Source organism: Dyella solisilvae (assembly GCF_003351225.1).
GTDB lineage: Bacteria > Pseudomonadota > Gammaproteobacteria > Xanthomonadales > Rhodanobacteraceae > Dyella > Dyella solisilvae.
In genome coordinates this window covers 19,405-38,305 of record NZ_QQSY01000006.1, presented here as the reverse complement: position 1 = coordinate 38,305, position 18,901 = coordinate 19,405, and the positions used below count along the sequence as shown (strand labels likewise).

Here is an 18,901-nt window from a genome sequence, read left to right as displayed (position 1 = left end):
TTCATATATTCGCACTTGCTAATATATAGCCCGACCCGACCCTGTTCAAGGGTGCGCCGCCTGGCGTGCTTTCCGCGTCGATTGCTGCGCCGCACCTATACATGCCTGCGGCGGGCAAGTGAACATGCGCGGACGTATCGACGGCGCCATGGGGGAAACATCGGCGCCGCGATGACCGCGCGCCTTGTCCGCACACCCAGGGGAATTTCCAACTTATGCTGATCCGCAAGAGAGGGCTTGCCTCCGCCGTTGCCTGCGTGCTTTTCGCCGGCGCCGCACTCGCCCAGGACGCCAACACCGCAGCACCCGCCCAGAGCGACAGCGGCAACCAGAAGCCCTCCTCCAGCAACGCCACCCGGCTCGAGCAGATCACCGTGACGGCGCAGAGCCGCACGCAGGAAATGCAGGCGGTACCGATCGCCATGAACATTGTCACCGCCAAGGAACTGGACACCGTGGCGGCGACCGACCTGAGCCACATGAACCTGTTCGTGCCAGGCCTGGTGGTGGACAACACCGACGCCACCCAGCCCACCTACCGCCTGCGCGGCATCGAAACCGACGACTTCGGCATCGGTACCGATTCGGCGGTGGGCGTGTACATCAACGGCATCTACCAGACGCGCAACGGCGGCTCGCTGATGGCCTTCAACGACGTCGCCCGCGTCGAGGTGCTGAAGGGCCCGCAAGGCACGCTGTTCGGCCGCAACACCGCCGCCGGCGCCATCTCCATCATCACCAACGAGCCCACCGACAAGTTCGAAGGCGACGCCCGCGTGCGCTTCGGCGACTACGGCAGGCGCTACGCCGATGCGCTGGTGAACATCCCGCTCAACAAGGACATGGCGCTGCGCGTGAGCGTGGTCGACAACCAGAGCGACGGCTGGCTCAAGGACGCCGCTACCGGCCAGCACTACGGCAAGGACGACGAGTGGGGCGCACGCGTGGTGTACCGCTGGAACATCACGCCGGACACCCAGGTGCAGCTTGCCTACGACCACGATCGTGTGAAGCAGCCCTCGCGCATCGACATGGGGCTGATCCCGCTGCCCGCCAACGACCTGTATGCGCGCGCGCCGTTCCCGCCCGACCCGGGCACCTACTACGACCCGCGGCACGCGCCGTTCTACAACAGCGCCACCGACGGTCGCGAGGAGCGCAACTACAACGACGCTACCCTCACCATCGACCACAATTTCGGTTGGGGCAGCCTCACCTCCACCACCAACTGGACCGGCTATGACATGTCGCACGTGGAAAGCGGCACCGGCCTGCAGCAGGTCACCGAGTACCTCAACACCGGCGTAATCAGCTCGGGCCACACCTGGTACCAGGAGTTCAAGTTCGCCGGCAACACCGACCTGATGGACTGGATCGCCGGGGCCAGCTACTACAAGGAAGACACCGACCAGACCAGCCTGGCGCGCGTGAACACCGACACCTACGACACGCTGGCGCTCAACACCGGCGTGGGCAAGCAGTACACGCCCACCGGCACCATCTTCGGCTACTTCAATTCGGTGCTGCAGGCGCTGAACCTGCCCTACAACCTGCTGGGCGACAAGTGGACCGAGACGATCTACAACACCGGCCACTACAGCGCCGGCGCCTTGTATGGCGACGTGATCTGGCACCTCAACGACCAGTGGGACCTCACCACCGGCCTGCGCTTCACCCACGACCAGAAGGACTTCACGTGGTACACGCCGACGCGCTCGGCGCCTGAGCTGGACGCGACGCTGGCGCAAATGCAGGCCGCCGGCCTGCTCAACCTGGTCTCGCTGCTTACCGGCGGCAAGGTGACCGGCCAGCAACTGGTGGCGCTGCTGCAGCAGAACCAGATCTTCGCCACCGCGGTCAATCAGACGGTGGACGGCAGGGGTCGCTGGAACGACACCAGCCCGCGCCTGGTGCTGTCGTACAAGTTCGCGCCGGACATGATGGCCTATGCATCGCTGGCCAAGGGCTACAAGGCGGGCGGCTTCGACGGCACCGAGCCGGGCGCGGAATTCGCACCCGAGAAGGTGTGGAACCTGGAAACCGGCATCAAGGCGACCTTCCCCGAGTACAACCTGCTGGTCAACGGTTCGATCTACCACTACCGCTACGACAACGTGCAGACGTTGACGGTGATCCCGTCCACGGCCGGCTTCAACGTGCCCGAGTATCAGGTCAGCAACACCAATGAAAAGGCCACCGGCGTGGACCTGCAGGTGCAGTGGGCGCCGATCGACAACCTGCGCCTGAGCTTCAACGGCGGCTACATCGACCAGACCTACACCAACGCGCAGGTGCCGATCGGGCTGAACACCGCCAACCAGATCGTCTACGCCAACGTGTCGGGCCAGCCGGTGGGCGAGCCGAAGCTGTCCTACTCGGTGAGCGCCGCCTACACGTGGCACGACATCGCCAACGGCGCCCTCACCTACGACGTGATCTACGGCTTCCGCGGCCCGCTGCGCTGCAACGACGCCTCGGTGTACCAGGGCAAGTGCTCGCTGCCGACCAACTTCGACCTCAACCAGGCCCAGCACCGCACCGACATGCGCCTGGACTGGACGTCCAACAGCGGCCGCTGGGGCGTGGCCGCCTACGTCAACAACCTGTTCAACCAGCGCTATGTCACCGGCCTCGGCACGGTGTCGCAGTCCGTGCTTGGCACGCCTTACGCGTACATCACCCCGCCGCGCATGTATGGCGTGGAGTTCCGCGTGAAGTTCTAAACACCACCGAGCTGCCGCCGCGCCCATCGGGAGAGCGGCGTGCGGCGCCACCCTGACTCCCGCCGCCTGCGACATGCCAGCGGCGGGATTTTTTTGCGCCCGGGCCGGTGACAGCAGTCCGACGCCCAAAGCAAAACGGCCCCCGCGTGGCGGAGGCCGTTTCGTCAGGAAGATGGCGCGCCCGGAGGGATTCGAACCCCCGACCAATGGCTTCGGAAGCCACTACTCTATCCGGCTGAGCTACGGGCGCTTGAGCATCCACGCACGCATCGAAACACGCGGCGGACGCGCAGTATAGCGGAGTTGGGGCGGGAGTGGCCGAGGGTGCGGCAACCCCTGTTGCGCCGCCTGCCTCTCCCCTACGGGTCGCCCGCTGGGAGACGGGAAGGCAAAAAGGCGGCACAAGGTGCCGCCTTTTTTAGTCGATCCTCATCCTTCAGCTCCCTCTCCCCTCCGGGGAGAGGGTTGGGGCGAGGGGTCAATCTCGCGATATGGCGACATCAAAGCGCGCCTGATTTAGCGTCTGTGCAAGCACCCGCCCCTCACCCTGCCCTCTCCCCCGAGGGGAGAGGGAAAGAGCGTTTGCCTCAGCGCGCCTTGAGCAGCTCGGACAGGCGGTCGGCCTTGCCCTCGATGCGTTCCAGGTGCGGGTACTTCAGGCCGTCGTGGTAGTCGATGCGCAGCGTCTTGTACTCATCGAAGTTCTTCACCAGCAGTTCCACCGGCTGGTTCTTGTCCTTCGCCGCGGCGGTGACCGCATCCTTGACGGCGTCGCTGGAGTATTCCTTGCCGTTCACCGCGATCAGCTTCATGCCCGGCGACAGGCCGGCCTTGAAGGCGGGGCCGTCCCACAGCACGTCGACAATGTCGCCGCCCTTGCCCACCGACACGCCCAGCGAGTAGGTGAGGTTGGCGCCGCCCAGACGCGTTTCCACGGCCTTGGCCGCGGCCGAAGGCTTGTCGTTGTAGACCAGCTTCCAGCCGTTCGCTTCGAAGCCGCCGATGATCGGGCCATGGCCATCCAGACGCTCACGCAGGTAGGTGGTCCAGTCGAACGGCGCAATGTCGTTGAGCGTCTTCACCACGTCCTCGAAGACGTAAGTGTTGACGTCCCACTCGCCGTTCTTCATGCCGAAGAACGACTTGGCGAAGTCGTCGATAGAGCGCTTGTTGCCGGTGAGGTCACGCAGCTTGCCGTCGACGTCGAGCCAGATCATCTGACCACCGGAGTAGTAGTCCTCGCTCATCTGGTAGTTGCGATACGGCAGCGGGCGGCGCATCGCGATGATCGGGTCGTTGGTGGTGTCCTGGACGTTGCGCCACTGCTGCAGGCCCGGACGGCCGCGGTCGTAGGTGGCGGCCACGTTGGCCAGCATGTCGATCGCCTCGTCGTGGCTCCACAGCCCCGAGCGCGCGGCCATCACATAGCCCCAGAACTGGGTCTGGCCCTCGTACACCCACAGCAGGCTGTCCTGCATCGGCACGTTGAAGTTTTGCGTGGCGAGATCGGCGCCGCGACGGTACTTGCCGTCCCAGGAGTGGTTGAACTCATGCGAGAGCAGGTCGCGCATGATCATGCTCTTGTCCCACTCGGTGAAGTAGCCGGTGCCCACGCCGTTCTCGCTCGAACGATGGTGCTCGAGGCCGTTGCCCGACATCTTGTCGCTCAACGAGAACAGGAAGTCGTAGTGGTTGTAGTGGTGCGCGCCGTACAGCTTGTACATCTGCTGCACCAGGTTCTGATGCACCTTCAGCTGCTCCGGCTTGATCTCGAGGAACTTCGGATCATCCGCGACGATGTTGAGGAACACCGGCGTCTTGGCGCCCGGGTCGAGGTCCACGCGCTTGAAGTACTTGCCCGCGTAGATCGGCGAGTCGACCAGGTCTTCGAAGTTGATCGGTTTGAAGTGCACCGTGTCGCCGTCGCGCGAGGCCAGCTCCAGCGCGCTGCCATACTGCCAGCCCGCCGGGAAGGTCACGCTGGTCTCGGCGTTGACGCGCTTGGCGAAATAACCGGCCGGGTACAGCGATACCGAATTCCACTGCAGGTCCAGCATCTCCGGCGTCATCACCACGCGGCCCTGGCGCGTGTCCTGCGCCGAGAGGAACTGGAACTCCACTTCGACGTTGTTCGCGCCTTCGGGCACATCCACGTGGAACGCGAACACGTTAAGCGGATCGCGCTTCCACGGGACCACCTTGCCGTTCGCCTTCACCACCAGTCCCGCCAGCTTGTCGATCGTGCCGGTCGGCGAATGGTTGCCCGGCAGCCACTGCGGATACAGCAGCGTCAGCGGACCCGGCTTCGCCGGCACCACTTCGTGCACGCGGAACACGCGATGGGCGATATCCGTGGCGTCGACATTGATCTTCAGCGTGCCATCGAACGGAACGTCCTGCGGCGCAGGCACGTCGGCAAGCGCGGCAAAACTGGACATTCCAAAAGCGGAAGCGAGGATGGCGGAAGCGAGACGCGAGACTTTCAAGTGGTTCTCCTGTGGCGACGCGATGTCGCACAGAAGCAGGCTGCACGACACATGAACCTCCGATGCTAGTGTGCGACTGCGCGCCACACCCCCTGCCAGAGGTCATGTTGATGCCTGAACCTCGCCCGTCCCGACAACATGTCGCAGGGGTTCTCAAGCGTTAAAAACCCGTATCCTCTGCACTCCGCGATCCCCACGCGGGCCGCCACGACATTCCCCCTCGTTGTCGCGGCGGTATCACAAAAAAAGATGGAGCACTCCATGATCAAGACTCTGATGGCGGCCGCCTTGGCCGTAGTCGCTGTTGCGCCGTTCGCCGCCAAGGCCGACGAAAACAACCAGCTCGACAACTTCTTCGTCGCCGGCAATCTCGGCCAGAGCAACTATCGCATCGGCGGCGCCTCCGACAAGAGCGATGTCTTCCAGAACGTGCGCTTCGGCTGGCGCTGGAACGGTATCGTCGGCGCCGAAATCGGCTACGCCTACCTCGGCCAGGTGAAGAACACCTACGACTTCGCCACCACCTACGCCAAGCCGCGCGTCGCCCAGCTCGGCGTGACCGCGAAGTACAACTTCTACAACAACTGGTACGTCACCGGTCACGGCGGCTACCTGCGTTCGCGCACCACCGCCGGCGTCACCGTGGGCGACGTGTCCGCCTCGCAGCGCAGCTGGAACAACGGCTGGTACGCCGGCGCCGGCGTGGGCTACGACATCACGAAGAACGTGAGCGTGGCGCTGAACTACGACAACTACCACGTCAAGTACGGTCGCGGCGGCTCGGGCCAGCCGCAGGACAACGCCAACGTGGCGGCCTACTCGGCTTCGGTCGAATACCGCTTCTGATCGTCGCGGTAAATGCAGTAACGAAAAACGGCCGCGCAAGCGGCCGTTTCTCTTTGCGTCACCTGCGTGGCTTCATGCAGGAGCACACCTGGTGCGCCCCTGCATGTGGTGTCATGCCTGCTTTTCGAGCTTGCTGTTGCGCATGCCGTAGGTGAGATAGATCACCATGCCGATGCTCACCCAGATCAGGAACACCTTCCAGGTGATCGCCGGCAGCTCGGACAGCAGCCAGATCGAGAAGCCGATACCGATCAGCGGCACCAGCGGCACCAGCGGGGTGCGGAACGAGCGCGGCAGGTCGGGCTTGCGCTTGCGCAGGATCATCACCGAGGTGCAGATCACGATGAAGGCCGACAGCACGCCGATGTTCACGAGTTCCGCCACTTTCTGGATCGGCGTGGAACCGGCCACCAGCGCAGTGAACACGCCAAGCGCGATGGTCGGGCGATGCGGCGTGCCGTAGCGCGGATGCACGTGGGCGAACCAGCCCGGCAGCAACCCATCGCGCGCCAGCGCGTACCAGATGCGCGACGCGCCCAGCATGAAGGCGAACAGCACGCTGATGAGGCCGAACACCGCCGACACCGACACGGTCAGCGCCACCCAATGCAGGCCCAGGCCCTTGAACGCATCGGCCACCGGAGCATCGGTATTGAGCGTGCTGTAGTGCACGATGCCGGTGAGCACCAGCGAGACGGCGAGATACATCGCCATCGAAATGGCGAGCGACAGCAGCACGGCGCGCGGCAGGTCGCGCTGCGGATTCTTCGATTCCTCCGCGGCGGTGGTCAGCGTGTCGTAGCCGAACACGGCGAAGAACACCACGGCGGCCGCGGTGGCCACACCCTGGAAGCCGTAATGGCCGATGCCGTCAGGCCCGATCACGCGCGTGGGAATGAGCGGCACCCAGTTGGACGGATTCACGTAGAACACGCCCACGCCGATCACCAACGCCACCGCGGCGACCTTGATCGCCACCACCAGCGTATTGAAGCGTGCGCCCCACTCGGTACGGAAGGTCAGCAGCGCCGACACACCCAGCGTCACCAGCGCGGCGACCACGTTGAACACGTGGCCCGGGCCAGTGCCGACGGCGCCCTGCGCCCACACCGGCAGGCCGAGCCCCACGCTGGACAGCGCAGACTGCACGTAGCCGGCCCAGCCGATCGCCACCACCGCCACGATCAACGCGTATTCCAGCAACAAATCCCAGCCGATCAGCCAGGCGGCCAATTCGCCCAGCACGGCGTAACCGTAGGTATAGGCGCTGCCGGTGACCGGGATGAGGCCGGCGAACTCGGCGTAGCACAGCGCCGCGGCGGCGCTGGCGATGCCCGCGATCAGGAAGGAAATGGCCACCCCCGGGCCGGCGTTCAACGCCGCCTGCTGACCGGCCAGCACGAACACACCCACGCCGATGATGCCGCCGATGCCGATCGCGGTGAGCTGCCACAACCCCAGCACGCGGCGGAAATCACCCCGCTTGCCAGCCTCCGCCTGCAACAGCTCCACAGGCTTGTGGCGCACCAACTTGTTCAAGAAACCCATCGGCTCATCCCCGGAAATTGAGCCGCGATCATAACGAATGCCCCCGCCCCTGCCATGCTGCAGCGCGCGGAGGGGGTTCTTATGAGGTTGGGGTCTTGTGGCGTTCGCTGGGGTACGGAGCGTGCGCCTCTCAGGTCAGGACGGCCTCAGGCGGCTCCTTTTTTTGAGCGTATAGCAGGACTGAGGCAAGACTGGCCCCTCACCCCCAACCCTCTCCCCAGAGGGGAGAGGGAGCAAAGCGCGAAGCGGCGTGGCGCACACGCCTTAAGTCCTCAATACGACGACGCCCCGCGGAGTAGCCGCCGTCCGCGAGGTAGCACGCAACGAGTTCGGCTGGCCGCAGTCATCAGGGCTTGTATGCCAGGCATCGCTGCGCCCCCTCTCCGCGACGGCGCGTTGCGGGGTAGCCGCTGTCCCTGAGGTAGCACGAAGCCCATCCGGTTGGCCTCGGTCGCACGGGCTCGTATCCCGCATGTCGCTACGAGCCTGTAAGGCCATTTCTTTGGGTTACTTTTCTTTGGGCCAGCAAAGAAAAGTGACTCGAGCGCCGGCAGGCGACATTGCCACCTTCACGGTGGTCGAAGCGCCCGCCGCGTAGGCGGCACGCTGGCGGGAGCGCTTCAGACGAAGCCAGGAGCCAAAGTCACTGGATCCCAGCTTTCGCTGGGATGACGGGTAGGAGAGTGTGAGGCAAGGATGCCTTTCGCAGCCGCTTTAGGGGAGTTTTGCGCGCTTCGCGCTCCGTCCTGCCTGACCAGTCTTCGGCTGCTGAAATGCGCCTCGCACGGATGACGAACAGAAAGGACCGAGCCGATGGAGTTCGGGCGAAACGCCGGAACTCCCACCCTCCTAACCCGGAATCACCTTCCCCGTCCCTTCCCGCCGGTGCCCCACCAACACCACCCACCCCAGCACCAACGCACTCAAGGCAGGAATCGCGACCATCGCGCCCAGCACACTCCCGGACAGCTGCGGCAGCCCAAACCATCCCCCTGTCAAAAGCGGAATCGCCGCCGTCACCAGCAAGCGCACCAGCTCCAGCACGACGCCGACGCGCCGCCCTTCGGTGAGCGCGCCCAGCGCGGTAAGACTCAGCACCAGGAACACCGCATAGCCACCGAGCACGACCAATGAGAGGTGCTTGGCGAGGTCAAGGAACTGCACCGCCATGCCCAGCAGCAGCGCGAACTGCACCAGGCTGTACACCGTGAGGCCGCGCGAGAGCGCTGGCTGGAAGCGCGCGCGCTGGATGTCGAAATCCGCCTTCGGAAAGCGCGCCGCCACGTCAGCCGGTCGCCAGCCCGGTGGCTTGAGCCACACCAGCAGCTTGTCGCGCCAGCGTCGTGCGCGCCAGGCGTCCTTGGCGGTGGCCCAGTACACCTCGGCATTGGCCCACAGCGGGTTCCAGCTGCGCAGCGGCGCGCGGGTGCCGTACACCGGCGGATCCTTGTCGTCCTCCTCGACGAAGGTGCCGAACAGACGATCCCACACGATCAGGATGCCGCCGTAGTTGTGGTCGAGGTATTTGTCGTTCACCGCATGGTGCGCGCGATGGTTGGAGGGCGAGCAGAACACGCGGTCGAACCATCCCAGGCGGCCAACCAGTTCGGTATGCACCCAGAACTGGTAGAGCAGGTCGATCAGCGCCACCACCACGAACACTTCCAGCGGAAAGCCGATCACGGCCATCGGCAGGTAGAACAGCCAGCCCAGCAGCACGCCGCTGCCGGTCTGGCGCAGCGCGGTGGAGAGGTTGTAGTCCTCACTCTGGTGATGCACCACGTGGGCGGCCCACAGGATGTTCACTTCGTGGCCGGCGCGGTGCAGCCAGTAGTAGCAGAAGTCGTAGGCGATCAGCGCGGTGACCCACACCAGCAGGTTGTTCGCCGGCAGCGAGAACGCCGCCAGATGCTGCACGCACCAGGCATAGATGCCCAGCGTGAGGATTTTGCTGAACACGCCAACGATCTGCGAGATCACGCCCAGCGCCAGACTGTTGATGGCGTCGCTGGAGTGGTAGACGTTGCGACGACGCAGCCTGGCCACCAGCAGTTCCATCGCGATCAGCGCGAAGAACACCGGCGTTGCCCAGGTAATGATGGTTTCCTGCGTGTTCATGGATGTCTGCCCATGTCGCGTACCGAATGCGCCAGGCACCACAGCGCCGCGTAATAGGTCGCCAGGATCCAAAGCGCCGACAGCGGGATGGCGAGACGGAAGCGATTCCAGGCCAACAGTGTATCGCTGAGCACGAACAACAGCGCCCCCCCCGCCGCCCACAGCGCCGGCCCCGCCAGGGCGTCGTGGGCGCGCCACAGCGCCCGCGCCACGGCCTGCCCGGCCATGCAGGTCAGCACCGCCACGTAGACCACCACCGGCACGTGCAGCGCGCCTGGCAGGGAGGGCCACAGCGCCCACAGGTTGAGCACGCCGTAGGCCACGCAGGCCAGCAGCGCCAGGGGGACGGCGGCGAAGCGGGTGTCACTCGTCAACGCCCGGAGAAAACACAGGTGCCCGATCAGGAAAGCCACCAGCCCGGGAACGAAGGCGTCCACCGGCAGCATCAGGAAGATGTCGCCCGCCAGCGAGAACACCATGCCAATCGCAATCCAGCGCCGGTAGGTGGCCGAGACGGGCGGCGAGGCGCTCCAGGCGGACCAGAGGATGACTGCGGTGGCCAGCGGTTTGCACAGCCAGTGCAGCCAATGCCAGCCGTCGACCGTCCCGGGCTCGCCATAGGTGGCGCCCACGATCGTGGCGATCGCAGCCAGCGCGATGACCACGTTGATGCCACGCGGCGCCACGGGCGCAGCGCTGGCGTTTGAAACGAACATGCCTGGATTCCCCTTCCCCAAGAATGAATGGTGATCTTAGTGCCTACCGGGGGCGCTACGCGCCGCGCGCCGCAACAAAAAAAACCCTCCCCTTGCGGGGGAGGGCCGGGGAAAGGGCGGAGGCCGCCAGCGGGAAGGCCTGCCACGCCCCGCCACGCCCATCGCTGGCGTGGCGCTGAACCCTTGAACCTCGCGGGAATCAGAACTTCGCGTTGACGCTGAAGAACACCTGGCGCGGCGCGCCGGCCATCAGCGTCTGGTTCCAGCCCAGCGGATCGGAAGCGACGTAGCCGTTGGTGCCGGTGGTGGCGAAGTAGCGCTTGTTGAACAGGTTGGTGACGTTCAATCCCAGGCTGAGGCCCTTCAAGACGGACAGCGAGCCCAGGTCATAGTTCACCCCGGCGTCGAACAGCCAGTACGAGGGGACCTGGGAGTCGTTGAGGTAGGTGATGTAACGGCGGCCGGTGTACTTGCCGTCGATGGTCGCCCGCCAGGCGCCGTAGCTGTAGCTCAGGTCGGAGGTGAACATCCAGCTGGGGATACCCACCACGTACTTGCCGTCGGTGGCGACCACGCCGTTGTTCAGGTAGTCGTCCTGGTACTTGGAATTGTTGTACGAGACGGTATTGAGCCAGCGCAGGTGATCCACCGGGCGCCAGATCACCGCCAGGTCCATGCCGGTGCTCTTCACCGAGCCCACATTGTTGATGATGGCTGCGCAGGTCTGCACCGCGCTGCACGGCGACACCGCCAGCAACCGGTTGGTGAAGCGCGTGTAGTACGCATCGGCCGAGGCCTCGAAACTGTCGCCATGCACGCGGTAACCCAGCTCGAAAGTCTGCGATTGTTCGGGCTGGAGCGAACCCTTGCTGGCGTCGAACGAGGCCTGCGACTGGGTGAACGGCAGGAAGCCGTAAGCGGCCAGGTTCTTGCTGTAGGAGCCGTACACCTCCTGGTTGGCGTCGAGCTTGTAGCTGGCGCCCACCTGCGGGAGGAAGCCGTCGCTGGCGCGGATTCGGCCTTCAGCCAGCGCACTGCTGACCACCAGCGAATCGGCCGTGTTGGTCACGTCGAGCGCCTTGGCGCCGAAGTTCACGGTGAGGCGGTCATCCATCAGGTGGATGGTGTCCTGGGCGTACGCCATGCGCGTATTCGTGTTGTAGTGCTGGAAGAAGCCGCGCAGGAACGGTTCCTCGTTCTCGTAGAAGTTGCTGAGGTAGTCGTAGGCGCCCGTCAGGTAGAAGTAGTTGCGCTCCTGGTTGGTCTTGGCGTTCTCGGCCCAGAAGCCCACTTCAATGTCGTTGTTGCCCAGCGCGAACACCAGCGAGCCGGTGCCGCCGTAACGGTCGAGGCCGTAGTCGGTGGTGCGCATCGCCAGCGGCACGGTCGGCGAGGACGCCACATACGGCGTGGCCCACTGACCTTCGCCGCGGTTGTCGTGATAGTAGGTCCCTAGATTCAACGTCGCGTGGTCGCTCAGCGAGAAGTTGCCGCTCAAGCCGGCCAGGCTGTCGCGACGGATGCCGCCGCCGGCGTAATAAGTCGAATCGACGAGGTCGTAGCCCGCCGGCAGCGGCGACAGCACCGCGGGATAGCTGCCCTTGCCGTTATAGGCGTTGGCGATCTGCACCGCCGTGTTCCAGTCCGGCTGCAGGTAGTCCCAGTTCCAGCCCAGCGCCTTCTGGCTGGCCAGCGACAGGTCCATGTAGTCGTATTCCTTGCGGCGCGACTCGTTGTAGAACAGGCTCACGCTGCCGCCTTCCCACTGATACACGGACTTCAGGTTGACCTGATCCGAACGCTGGTCGCCGTAGCCCTTCCACTTGTCGGTAGAGGCATGGTCGTAAGAGACGTAAGCGGAGAAGCCGTGGAGGTCGCCCGTATCCAGGCGCACGAAGGTGCGCGTGGTGGAGTCGGAACCGAGCACCTGGTTGATGCGGGCGCCGGCCACGGCATCCGGATCGGCGGAGAAGAACTGGATGGTGCCGCCCAGGTTGGTGTTGGATGGCGTGCCGAGGGCGCCGGCGCCCTGCGCCAGCTCCACCGAGCTGATGTTGTCGCTGCTGATCGCGCGCGTCACCTGCAGGCCGGTGGTGGTGCCGTAGCTCATGTTGCCGAGCGGGATATTGTCCAGCGTGAAGCCAAGGCGGCTTTGGTCGAAGCCATGCAGGGTGATCTGCGTCGACCACTCGTAGGTACCCCACGGATCGGCCGACTGGAAGTTCACGCCCGGCAGCTTGTCGAGCGCCCTGAGCGGGCTGCTGCCCGGCGTCAGCGCCTGGATGTCTTCGCTGGTGATCTTCTGCACCTGGCGCGTTTCGCCGGTCGCGACCACCGAAATAGCGTCCATGTCCTTGGCCTTGTCGCGACTGTTGCTGGCCGTGGCGTCGGCCACGGCCGCCGGCGCGGCGGGAGTGTTGTCGTCGGCGTGCACGATGCCGCCGTAGAGGGATGCCAGTGTTGCCAGCGCGATCGCGGTCCTGCGAAGGGAATGCTTGGGCATGACAAATCCTTACGCGCGGATTCGTCTTGAATCCGCACGGTCAAGTGATAGGTAAACGAGCGGGGAATAGACGTCCGAATGATCAGGACGACATCACGAAAGTGTGAATGGCGCGTGTGTATCAGCGATGACACGCATATTTAAAACACGCGGAAAACGCCTTGAAAACAGCACTTTCCCGTCAGCGCTAACGCTCAGGGAAGCAACGCCTTACCCTGGGCCTGCGGCAGGCTTACGCCGAGCACGCGCGCGACGGTCGGCGCGATGTCGAGCATGTCGATCTCTCCAAGATCCTTGCCCGCCGGCACGCCTTTGCCGGCGATGAGGAAGGTGGAACGCATCGCAGGCAAGGCTGGGTCGTAGCCATGCATGCCGCGGTAATGGCCCGGCGAAAGCACCGGAAGATCAGGACGGAGCGCCATTTCATAGCCCGGCTTGAACAGCACGAACCAGCTGGCCATCGGCGTACCGCCTCCCGTGGCCACCTCGTCCTTGTCGAGGACGCGGGCAATGCCATAGGACGGGTCTTTCTGCAGTTGCGCGAGCAACGCAGCGACCTTTTCGCGCACGTCGGCTCGCGATGGATCACGCAACACGATGGCCGCGCTGCCGCCATCGTTCCACGGCGCCGCCTGCCAGTCCGCCACCTCGGCGCCTTTGAGCGTGATCAGCCCCGCCTGGATGAAGGGTGCATACAGGTTCACGTCCTGCTGCACCGGCAGGAATCCATGGTCGGACACGACCACCACCACGCCATCCGGATGCACGCGGTGCGCCGCCTGCACGAGGTCACCAATCAGCGTGTCGATCTGTTCGAGCACGGCGCGCGACTGCGGCGTATCGGGACCGCTGACGTGCTGCTCGTGGTCCAGCGCGGTGAGATAGGCGGTCATGAAGTCGGGTTTGCGCGACTCGAGCAGCGCGACGGCGAAACGTGCGCGGGTGCGGTCACCCGCGAGGCTTTCATCGATGCCATCCGCGTAAGGGCCAAGCTCCTTCTCCAGCGACGGCAGCAAGCCCGGCGTGGCGAGCGCGGCCATCAGCTTGCGGTCGTCCGCCGTGCCGGTGCGCCAGATCTGGGGGAGATTCCAGTCCACCGGCGCGCCCACGCTGACCGGCCAGTGCACGTTGGCGGTATGCAGCCCAGCCTGGCGCGCAGCATCCCACAAGGTGGGCGCCTGGATGTCGCTGGCGTACCAGTACCAACCCAGCTGGTTCTTGTTGTAGGGATCGAAGGTGAGGTTGCCGCCGATGCCATGCCGCGCCGGCGTCACGCCCGTGATCAGGGTGGTGTGGCTGGGATAGGTCAGCGTCGGCAGCACGCCACGCACGCCGTCGGCGTAACTGCCCTGCTGCACGAACGACTCGAGGTTCGGCAGATGCAGCCCGCGCTCCTTGGCTTCCAGCACGTCGGCGGGACGCAGGCCGTCGATGGAGATCATGAGTACCGGGGATGCTGCGGCGGGAGCGCCGAGGGCGAGCGCCAGCAGGATGGCGGCGAGGCGGGGCGTGGAGAAGCGCATGTTGGGTTCACCCTGATTTGAGCTGCAATGTAACGCCAACAACCCTCGCCTTTGTTTCGACGGGGCTGAAATGGTGTGTTTTGTCGCAAGACCAAGAGGCACTGGATTCCTGCTCTGGGCCCCCTTTTGGGGGTTCGCAGGAATGACGAGCTAAACCCGACGACGCACCGTCACAGGGATGCCGTCATCCCAGCAAGAGCAGGTATCCAGCGACTTCCGCCGGGCGCCAGCAGAGCGTCAACGACCCCTCAACGCCCGTCCACCGCCTCACGCCCGATCGCCGGGTCGTCGGTGAAGAACGCATCGATGCCGGCGTCGAGGTAAGCGCGTATCTCCGCCACCGAACCGGCTTCATTGAAGGTCTTCGGATCGCTGCCCTTCCAGAAGTTCCTGGCCTGGAAGTAGTTCTCCGGGCGGAACGTGAATGGATGCAGCTCCAGCTTTGCCGCGTGCGCGTCGTGCACCAGCGCCGTGGGCTGGCCCAGCGTGCTGTCGGCGTTGAGCGGGATGATGGCGCGGATGTTGGGGCCGATCGCATCGGCATAGCTGGCGATCTCGCGCAGGCCCGCCGGCTTCATCATGTCGCCATAGCTCAGCTTGCCGCCGGCGGCGACCACGTCATAGGGCTGATCGCCCGGATCGTCCAGCAGCTGCAACAGGCGGATGTTGGGATGCGCCTTGCCGAGCTTGCCGCGCAGGTAGCGGAGGTTGGCGATCTCGAAGGACTGGATCTCCACCGGCGCGGTGCGCGTATAGGCGTGCGCGGCGAGGATGGCCAGCACGCGATCTTCCATCGGCAGGCCCGCCTTCTGGAAATACGTGCTGTGCTTGATCTCGGGGATGATGCCGATCACCCGGCCGCGGGTCGCCGACTCGGTGGCGACGAAATCGATGATCTCGTCCAGCGTGGGGATCTGGAACTGCCCGTCGTACGCGGTGCTGCGCAACTGCGGAAGGCGCTCGCGCGCACGCAGGGTCTTGAGTTCGTCGAGCGTGAAGTCCTCGGTGAACCAGCCCGTCACGGCATGGCCGTCGATGGTCTTGGTGGTCTTGCGCGAAGCAAATTCCGCATGCTGCGCCACGTCGGTAGTGCCGCTGATCTCGTTCTCGTGGCGCGCCACCGGCACGCCGTCGCGCGTCATCACCAGATCCGGCTCGATGAAGTCGGCGCCATCGGCGATGGCCTTGCCGTAAGAGGCGAGCGTGTGTTCCGGGCGCAGCGCGCTGGCGCCACGATGACCGATCACCAGCACCTTCGGCGCCAGCGGCGCCTCGTTCGCCTGCACGTCCGCCGCCATCATCCACGCACCCAGCAACAAGATGGCCCAGCTTAAACGACCCATCGCAAACCCCTCGTGACCCTTCGCGAAACGCCAGTCCGGCGCAGTCATCCAGCCATGGTGGCGGCCCTGCATGTCGATTCCTTGACATCCGGGTGGCGTCACGTTTGAAACGACAGCATACGCAAGTCAGGGCATGACTGGCGGCACCCTCATGACTTGCGTCGGATGGCCACGCGCATCGCGGCTGGTAGCGTGGCTTCAACCTCACATGGGCCTTCATGACCATGCTCGCGACCTTGCTCGTTGCCCTGCTCGCCAGCGCGCAACCCGTGCCGGACTGCCATATCGGCGCCTACCGCCTGACCGACGGCAGCACCGTGGACATCGCGCCCGCCGACCCGGACGGCCTGCGCTGGCGCCGCATCGACGGTGCGACCGGCAAGCTCACCCACGGCCAGGGCGACACCTGGAGCAGCACGCTGGGCTGGACCGATCGCCCCGACCACAAGCAAGTGACCTTCACCGATTGCGCCAGCGGCGGCATCCGCTTCGATGGCGTCAACGGCCATCGCATCGCCTTCGAGGTCCACGACACCGTCTTTGCCGGCGACGGCGGCACGCGACTGGTCGGGCGACTGATCCTGCCGCCTGGCAAGGACCGCGTGCCGGTCGTGGTGCTGGTGCATGGCTCGGAACACGATTCGGCGCGCGTGTGGGACGCCATGCAGCGCCAGTTGCCCGCCGAAGGCGTCGGCGCCTTCGTCTATGACAAGCGCGGCACCGGCGAATCGGATGGCCAGTACACACAGGACTACAGCGTGCTCGCCAACGATGCGGTCGCCGCTGTGGCCGAGGCGCGCAAGCTGGCGGGCGACCGTGCCGGCCGCGTCGGTTTTCGCGGTGGCAGCCAGGGTGGCTGGGTGGCGCCGTTGGCCGCCACGCGATCCAAGGTGGATTTCGTGATCGTGGGCTACGGTCTCGCCATTTCGCCGCTGGAGGAGGATCGCGAGGCCGTGGCCTTCGGGCTCAAGCTGAAAGGTTACGATCAGTCGGTGATCGACAAGGCGTGGGAGCTGTCCGACGCGATCGGGCTGATTCTCTCCAGCCATCTCACCCAGGGCTTCGATCAGCTCGACGCGGCGCGTGCGAAGTACCGCAACGAACCCTGGTACAAGGATGTGCGCGGCGATTTCAGCTATCTGGTGCTGCCCATGAGCAGCGACGAGATTCGCGAGAAGGGCAAGGCGTACATGTTCGCCACGCCGTGGCGCTACGACTCCATGGCGGTGCTGAGGAAACTGCACACGCCGCAGCTGTGGATACTCGGTGACATGGATATCGACGCGCCGAGCGCCGAGACACTGCGTCGCCTCGGCACGCTGCAGGCGCAGGGACTTCCGATCACCACGGCGCTGTTTCCAGGGGCCGAGCACGGCATGACCGAGTTCGAGCTGGCGCCCGACGGCAATCGCGTGGACACCCGCTATGCGAACGGATACATGCGCATGACCCTCGACTATGCCAAGGGCGTGCTGCACACGCCCTATGGAGCGAGCACGATCGTCTTTCCCCACGCAGGTACGCCGACAGCGCCCTGAGACGCCGCGCGCCACGGGCCATTCCGCTAGATCGAGGATCTGGCCGGCACGTGACGTCTCGCGGTGGCGGGCGGCGCCGCTCAACTGTTAGCCTGCCCGCATGAAATGGCCGCTGCCACTGCTGTTGTGGCTGGCCTGCGCGATGGCGTGGGCCGGGCAGGCGCCGGGTCCGCCCACCGGCCTGCAGGAGGCGGTGGTCTTCAGCCAGTACGGCGATCTCTCCAGCAGCACCGAGCTGGCGCGCCGCCTGGTCAGTCCCTTGAACGCCTGGCGCCTGCAACGTCGCGCCGCTGCCACGGGCGCGTCCATCCGCGAACAGCCGGTTGATCTCTCGCAGGAGCGCTTCGCCCTCTACGTGCCCGCACACATGCCGGCGGAGGGCTATGGCCTGCTGGTGTTCGTACCGCCATGGGATGAGGCGAAGATTCCCGCCGCCTGGATGCCCGTGCTTGATCGGCTAGGGGTGATTCTCGTCACCGCTGCACGCTCGGGCAATGAGGCGGATTTGATCGACCGGCGCGAGCCGCTCGCACTGCTGGCCGCCCACAACGTCACTGGCGAGTACCGCGTCGATCCGCAGCGGATCTATGTCGGAGGATTTTCCGGCGGCGCGCGCGTGGCGCTGCGACTGGCGCTCGGCTATCCGGACCTGTTCCATGGCGCGCTGCTGGATGCCGGCAGTGACGCGATCGGCGTGCAGATTCCACCACCGCCGCGCGAACTGTTCGAGCGCTTCCAGGATGACACGCGCGTGGTCTACCTCACCGGCGAAGAGGACCGTTTCCATCAGGGCACCGATCGCCAGAGTCGCCAGGCCCTGAAGAGCTGGTGCGTCACCGACATCGACGTGCTGGACATGCCGCATACCGGCCACGAACTGGCTGATGCCGCCGCTTTCGGCCGTGCGCTTGCCTCACTGGATGCGCGTGTCCCGCGCGATGCCGGCCAGCTCGCCGATTGCCGCGCACATGTCGATCATGCGCTCAATGCGGCGCTCGACCAGGTGCAGGCCCAATTCGGCGGCGGAAAAATCGATGAGGCGCGCCGGCAGCTGGATGGCATCGACACGCACTTCGGTGGCCTGGCCGCGCCGCGCAGCGTGGAACTGGCGGCGCGCCTGGAACAACCTTGAATCAACGGGATAAGACGCGAGGATTACTCCTCGACTTCTTCCTCTTCGTCTTCTTCCTCGTCTTCCTCATCCTCTTCGAATTCCGCCAGCTCCTCGACGCGCAGGTAGTTGGCGACGGTATCGGCGAGGGAGATCTGCTTGCCGTCGGCACGCATCGGGCGCACGGCGCGGTGCGTGGCGCCGTTCTGCACGGACTCCACCAGCGCGAAGCAGACCAACGCCTCGGCGGCTTCCTCACCGTCTTCGGCGTACACCGCAACCCAGCCAGTGGCCGGCATGATCTGGATGATGGTTTCTTGACTGGACATGGCGCTTCCTTGGGACGAAACGCGCAAGAGTGCCGTGGGCAGGTTGCGACTGCAAGCGCGTCCGCGCCTGAACGGCCGAGAGTGCGGTGGTGTTCGCAGCCGCCGGATGGCGGCGCG

Annotated in this window: 12 protein-coding genes and 1 tRNA gene; 4 read left to right on the top strand and 9 right to left on the bottom strand. The window is 65.2% G+C overall.

What is annotated here, in order from left to right; all coding sequences use genetic code 11:
* Positions 1–215 precede the first annotated feature (215 nt).
* Entirely contained in the window at positions 216–2,723 is a 2,508-nt protein-coding gene (locus DVT68_RS17535; protein WP_114826504.1) for a TonB-dependent receptor, read from the top strand.
* 173 nt (positions 2,724–2,896) lie between these two features.
* Here DVT68_RS17535 and DVT68_RS17530 read toward each other — a convergent pair.
* Together DVT68_RS17530 and DVT68_RS17525 are read right to left on the bottom strand one after the other, a co-directional pair.
* A tRNA-Arg gene (locus DVT68_RS17530) sits at positions 2,897–2,973 on the bottom strand.
* Between the two features lie 337 nt (positions 2,974–3,310).
* Entirely contained in the window at positions 3,311–5,209 is a 1,899-nt protein-coding gene (locus DVT68_RS17525) for a M61 family metallopeptidase (protein WP_114826627.1), read from the bottom strand.
* A gap of 261 nt (positions 5,210–5,470) precedes the next feature.
* Between DVT68_RS17525 and DVT68_RS17520 the strand changes: the two genes are divergently transcribed.
* The gene (locus DVT68_RS17520) at positions 5,471–6,055 is read left to right on the top strand and encodes an outer membrane protein (RefSeq protein ID WP_158543537.1); all 585 of its coding nucleotides are present in this window, start codon (positions 5,471–5,473) and stop codon (positions 6,053–6,055) included.
* Between the two features lie 111 nt (positions 6,056–6,166).
* On the opposite strand, the gene DVT68_RS17515 is transcribed toward DVT68_RS17520, so the two are convergent.
* From DVT68_RS17515 to DVT68_RS17490, 6 genes are all read right to left on the bottom strand, one after another.
* The gene (locus DVT68_RS17515; RefSeq protein ID WP_114826502.1) at positions 6,167–7,603 is read right to left on the bottom strand and encodes an amino acid permease; all 1,437 of its coding nucleotides are present in this window, start codon (positions 7,601–7,603) and stop codon (positions 6,167–6,169) included.
* Between the two features lie 849 nt (positions 7,604–8,452).
* Positions 8,453–9,721, bottom strand: coding sequence for a sterol desaturase family protein (locus tag DVT68_RS17510; protein ID WP_114826501.1), 1,269 nt, complete (start codon positions 9,719–9,721; stop codon positions 8,453–8,455).
* The gene (locus DVT68_RS17505; RefSeq protein WP_233523543.1) at positions 9,718–10,437 is read right to left on the bottom strand and encodes a lysoplasmalogenase; all 720 of its coding nucleotides are present in this window, start codon (positions 10,435–10,437) and stop codon (positions 9,718–9,720) included. Before DVT68_RS17505 ends, DVT68_RS17510 begins: the two co-directional genes overlap by 4 nt.
* A 199-nt stretch (positions 10,438–10,636) precedes the next feature.
* On the bottom strand, positions 10,637–12,940 hold the full coding sequence (locus tag DVT68_RS17500) for a TonB-dependent receptor (protein ID WP_114826500.1): 2,304 nt from the start codon (positions 12,938–12,940) through the stop codon (positions 10,637–10,639).
* 194 nt (positions 12,941–13,134) lie between these two features.
* A complete protein-coding gene (locus DVT68_RS17495; RefSeq protein ID WP_114826499.1) occupies positions 13,135–14,463 on the bottom strand; it encodes an alkaline phosphatase family protein in 1,329 nt (442 codons plus the stop codon).
* A gap of 248 nt (positions 14,464–14,711) precedes the next feature.
* Positions 14,712–15,764: a glycerophosphodiester phosphodiesterase gene (locus tag DVT68_RS17490; RefSeq protein ID WP_425477534.1), complete on the bottom strand. Its 1,053-nt coding sequence runs from the start codon at positions 15,762–15,764 to the stop codon at positions 14,712–14,714.
* 260 nt (positions 15,765–16,024) lie between these two features.
* Here DVT68_RS17490 and DVT68_RS17485 point away from each other — a divergent pair, with 260 nt between their 5' ends.
* Positions 16,025–17,344, top strand: coding sequence for an alpha/beta hydrolase family protein (locus DVT68_RS17485; protein WP_233523542.1), 1,320 nt, complete (start codon positions 16,025–16,027; stop codon positions 17,342–17,344).
* Positions 17,345–17,444: 100 nt separating this feature from the next.
* Complete coding sequence (locus DVT68_RS17480; protein WP_199536128.1) at positions 17,445–18,476, top strand: alpha/beta hydrolase; 1,032 nt, start codon at positions 17,445–17,447, stop codon at positions 18,474–18,476.
* Between the two features lie 23 nt (positions 18,477–18,499).
* On the opposite strand, the gene DVT68_RS20490 is transcribed toward DVT68_RS17480, so the two are convergent.
* Complete coding sequence (locus DVT68_RS20490) at positions 18,500–18,784, bottom strand: hypothetical protein (RefSeq protein WP_158543536.1); 285 nt, start codon at positions 18,782–18,784, stop codon at positions 18,500–18,502.
* Positions 18,785–18,901: the final 117 nt, after the last annotated feature.